Source organism: Ornithinibacter sp. (assembly GCF_035443565.1).
Taxonomy (GTDB): Bacteria; Actinomycetota; Actinomycetes; order Actinomycetales; family Dermatophilaceae; genus Fodinibacter.
Genome location: NZ_DAORSO010000006.1, coordinates 35,271 through 38,488 on the forward strand (window position 1 = coordinate 35,271; position 3,218 = coordinate 38,488).

At 72.1% G+C, this 3,218-nt stretch carries 3 protein-coding genes; 2 read left to right on the forward strand and 1 reads right to left on the reverse strand.

Annotated features, from left to right (window positions below; translation table 11 throughout):
* On the forward strand, positions 1-939 hold a 939-nt coding region (tdh, locus tag PLL68_RS01800), incomplete at its 5' end, for an L-threonine 3-dehydrogenase (protein WP_324531087.1).
* Positions 940-1,050: 111 nt separating this feature from the next.
* Positions 1,051-2,244, forward strand: coding sequence for a glycine C-acetyltransferase (locus tag PLL68_RS01805; RefSeq protein ID WP_324531090.1), 1,194 nt, complete (start codon positions 1,051-1,053; stop codon positions 2,242-2,244).
* Between the two features lie 102 nt (positions 2,245-2,346).
* On the opposite strand, the gene PLL68_RS01810 is transcribed toward PLL68_RS01805, so the two are convergent.
* A partial coding sequence (locus PLL68_RS01810) for a sodium:solute symporter family transporter (RefSeq protein WP_502910608.1) occupies positions 2,347-3,218 on the reverse strand: 872 nt, incomplete at its 5' end.

Consider the following 3,218-nt stretch of genomic DNA (forward strand, 5'->3'; position numbering starts at 1 on the left):
GCGGGCCTGTGCGGCACCGACCTGCACCTCGAGCAGTGGGACGAGTGGGCGGCGGCCACGGTGCGCGCCCCCATGACGCTCGGGCACGAGTTCTTCGGCGAGGTCGTCGAGGTCGGGGCCGACGTCGACCACGTGGCCGTCGGTGACCGGGTCTCGGGGGAGGGGCACCTGGTCTGCGGCACCTGCCGCAACTGCCGGGCCGGGCGCCGGCACCTGTGCATCAACACCGTCGGCGTCGGGGTCAACCGCGACGGCGCCTTTGCCGACTACGTCGTCATCCCGGCGACGAACGCGTGGGTGCAGCCGCCCGACCTGGACCCCGACCTCGGGGCGCTGTTCGACCCGCTCGGCAACGCCACGCACACGGCGCTGCAGTGGCCGGTCGTCGGTGAGGACGTCGTCATCACCGGGGCCGGGCCGATCGGGGTCATGGCGACGGCGGTCGTGCGCCACGCGGGGGCGCGCCGGATCGTCGTGACCGACATGTCGGCCGGGCGCCTGGCGCTGGCAGCCGCGGCGGGGGCGGACCTCGTCGTCGACGTGTCCGCAGGCCAGACGTTGCGCGACGCCCAGGGCCAGCTCGGCATGGCGGAGGGGTTCGACATCGCCCTCGAGATGTCCGGGTCACCCGCGGCCGTCGAGGACCTGCTCGCGAACATGAACCACGGCGGCCGCGTCGCGATGCTCGGCCTGCCCAAGGACCGCTACGCCATCGACTGGGGCCGGGTCATCACGCACATGATCACCCTGCGCGGCATCTACGGGCGCGAGATGTTCGAGACCTGGTACCTCATGGGCTCGATGCTCGCGACGTCGCCCGAGCTGCGCACGGCGGTGTCGTCGGTGGTGACGGGGCGGTACGCGGCGGCCGAGTGGCAGGCCGCGTTCGACGAGACCCGGTCGGGCACCGGCGGCAAGGTCGTGCTCGACTGGAGCTGAGGGTGGCCACGGATGCCGGAGGGCGGCATCCGTGACCGCACACGGCATACGCTGCACGACAGAGGCGGCGCAGCCCCGCGCTGCCGCTGACGACACCACGCTGGAGGCGACGTGTACGGCACCGTCAAGGACGAGCTCGCGGCCACCCTCAAGGAGATCGAGGACGCCGGCCTGTACAAGCGCGAGCGTGAGCTCACGACGCCGCAGGCCGCTCACGTCGCCACCGCGGGCGGGTCGTCGCTGAACTTCTGCGCCAACAACTACCTGGGGTTCGCCGACCACCCCGACGTCGTGGCTGCCAGCCGAAACGCCCTGGACGAGTGGGGTTTCGGCATGGCCTCGGTGCGCTTCATCTGCGGCACGCAGACCCAGCACACGCTGCTCGAACAGCGGTTGTCGCAGTTCCTCGGCATGGAGGCCACCATCCTGTTCGGCTCGTGCTTCGACGCCAACGGCGGGGTGTTCGAGGTGCTCTTCGGTGCCGAGGACGCGATCGTGTCCGACGAGCTGAACCACGCGTCGATCATCGACGGCATCCGGCTCAGCAAGGCCGCCCGCTTCCGGTACAAGAACGCCGACATGGGTGACCTGCGGGCCCAGCTCGAGGCGGCCCGGGCGGGCGGGGCGCGGCGGGTGTGCGTCGTCACCGACGGGGTCTTCTCGATGGACGGGTCGTACGCCCCGCTCGACCAGATCTGCGACCTGGCCGACGAGTTCCAGGCGATGGTGCTGGTCGACGACTCGCACGCGGTGGGCTTCGTCGGTGAGGGGGGCCGGGGCACACCCGAGCTGTTCGGGGTCATGGACCGCGTCGACATCATCACCGGCACCCTCGGCAAGGCCCTCGGGGGCGCCTCGGGCGGGTACGTGACGAGCCACCAGGAGGTCGTCGACCTGCTGCGCCAGCGAGCCCGGCCGTACCTGTTCTCGAACTCGGTGGCTCCCGCGGTGGTGGCCGGCTCGCTGGCAGCGCTCGACCTCGTGTCGGGCTCGAGCGAGGCCTGCGAGACCCTGCGTGCGAACTCGGCCCTCTTCCGTGAGCTCATGACGGATGCCGGGTTCGAGCTGTTGCCCGGATCGCACCCGATCACCCCGGTCATGTTCCCGGGTGAGGACGGTGCTCGGCAGGCTGCCGAGGTGGCCGACCACATGCTCGCCGCCGGGGTCTACGTCGTCGCCTTCAGCTTCCCCGTGGTGCCACGCGGCAGGGCGCGCATCCGGGTGCAGTTGTCAGCGGCCCACTCGGAGGCCGACGTCCGTGAGTGCGTCGACGCGTTCGTGGCCGCGCGAGCGGCCGTCGGCTGACGGCATCCGCCCGTCGAAGGTAGACGAATCGCCGTCTGAGCGTCCGCCCTTGCGGCGATTCGCCTCCTCTCGACTGCTGGGGGGGCGGGCCGCTCGGAGTTCTCAGTCGCGGGTGCGCATCCTCACGGCGACGCGCTCGGGGGTGTGCAGCCGCACCATGGTTCGGGTCGTCCCGGGCGGGATGCGGTCCGGGGTCGCGAGCGAGACGGCGATCGAGGTCGCGAGGGCCAGCGGGGTCGCCCACATCGCGGGGTTCGCGAGCAGCGCCTCGGGCCAGCCGCCGAGCGGTGGCGCGAACACGGTGATGAGGATCGCGCCCCCGGCGCTGACTCCTCCGACGAGGAGCCCGGCCATCGCGCCCCACGTCGACAGCCGGCGCCACCACACGCCGAGCATGAGCAGCGGGGCGAACGTCGCCGCGGCGACGGCGAAGGCCAGCCCCACAGTGGTCGCGAGCCCGAGCGGCTCCGACACCCGGCTCACGAGGTAGGGCAGCACCACGGCCAGCACCGCCGCGATCCGGAAACCACGAACACCGGGTACGTCACCACCGGCGAAGCGGGCGAGTCGGGGGCGCAGCAGTTCCTGGTCGAGGACGCCGGTCACCGACATCGCCAGGCCGGATGCCGTGGACAGGAACGCGGCGAACGCGCCCCCCGCGAGCATCGCGGTGAGCAGCTGCCCGGCCAGTCCGTCGACCATGGTCTCGGGTAGTTGGAGCACGATCGTGTCCGAGCCCATGCCGTCGGGCAGGGTCGGGTAGGCGATCCGGCCCAGCGCCCCGTAGACGGGCGGGATGACGTAGAACGCCCCGAGCAGCGCCAGCACGGTGACGGTGGTGCGGCGGGCACCGTTGCCGTCGGGGTTCGTGTAGTAGCGGACGAGGACGTGGGGCAGGCCCATGGTCCCGAGGCACAGGGCGAGAACGGTGGATGCCGTGCGGTACCACGGGTGGTCGTCGGGCCCGGTGGGGC